The sequence below is a fragment of the Paracraurococcus ruber genome (genome assembly GCF_004353985.1).
GTDB classification, from domain to species: Bacteria; Pseudomonadota; Alphaproteobacteria; order Acetobacterales; family Acetobacteraceae; genus Paracraurococcus; species Paracraurococcus ruber.
In genome coordinates, this window is sequence record NZ_SMOA01000605.1 from 1 (window position 1) to 1,012 (window position 1,012).

At 78.3% G+C, this 1,012-nt stretch carries 1 protein-coding gene; it reads right to left on the reverse strand.

Features of this window, described 5'->3' with window-relative positions; all coding sequences use genetic code 11:
* Positions 1-1,012: secretin N-terminal domain-containing protein (locus E2C05_RS32040; protein ID WP_205083272.1), on the reverse strand; the 1,012-nt coding region annotated here is incomplete at both ends.

Consider the following 1,012-nt stretch of genomic DNA (forward strand, 5'->3'; position numbering starts at 1 on the left):
GGGCCACCGCGCCACCGCCCGGCCCGGCCCCGCCGCCCGGCACCGTCGTCGTCCCGGCGACCGCCAGGGCGCCGGGCATCCCGGGCGCCAACAGCGGCAGCGCGCCGCCGCGCCCGCCACCCTGCAGCAGCTGCCGCAGGGTCTGCGCCAGCTCCGACGCGCGGACATACTGCACCCGGTGGACGAAGAGCTGCGGCGCGCCGCCGATGCCGGTGTCCAGTTCCCGCACCCAGCGCTGCACCCGCGCCAGCTGCTGCGGCTGGGTGGTCACCAGCAGCACGGCGTTCATCCGGGTGATCGGCATCACCCGCAGCCCGCCGCGCCCGCCTTCCGCCCCGAAGGCCGCCGAGAGTTCCTGCGCCACCACGGCGGCCGGCGCGTTCTCCAGCGACATCAGCGCCATGGACTGGCCGCGCAGCCAGTCCACGTCGAAGCTCTCGGCGGCGTCGATCAGGGTCGCCACCTGCGTCCCGGTGCCGGCGACCAGCAGCACGTTGCGCGCCTCGTCGGCGATCACCGCGCCGCCGCGGGGCGCGAGCGGCTGCAGGATGCGCTGCAGCTCGGCCGCCTTGGCATTGGCGATGGGCAGGGCCACCAGGGCGTAGCCGGGCCCCGGCCGCGCGCCGGCGGCGCGCAGCCCGACCGGCGGGCCGGCGCGCACCGCATCCTCCAGCGGCACGACGCGCCAGGCGCCGCCCGCCTGCACCAGCGCGGCGCCGTTCACCTCCAGCGCCGATTCCAGCAGGGACAGCGCGGCTTCCTGCCGCACCGGCCTCTGGGTCTGCAGCGTGACCGTGCCGGCGACCCGGGGGTCCAGCGTGTAGTCCAGCCGCAGAAGGTCGCCGAGCACGGCCTGCACCACCTGCGGCACCGGCGCCTCGACGAAGTTCAGCGTGACGGTGCCGGTGCCGGCCATCGCCGCACCGGGCGGGCCCGGGTTGCGCGCCGGCCCGCCGGCGGGCATCCCCTGGTCCACCACGCTGCGCCGCGCCGCCGGGCGGCCGGCGGGGCC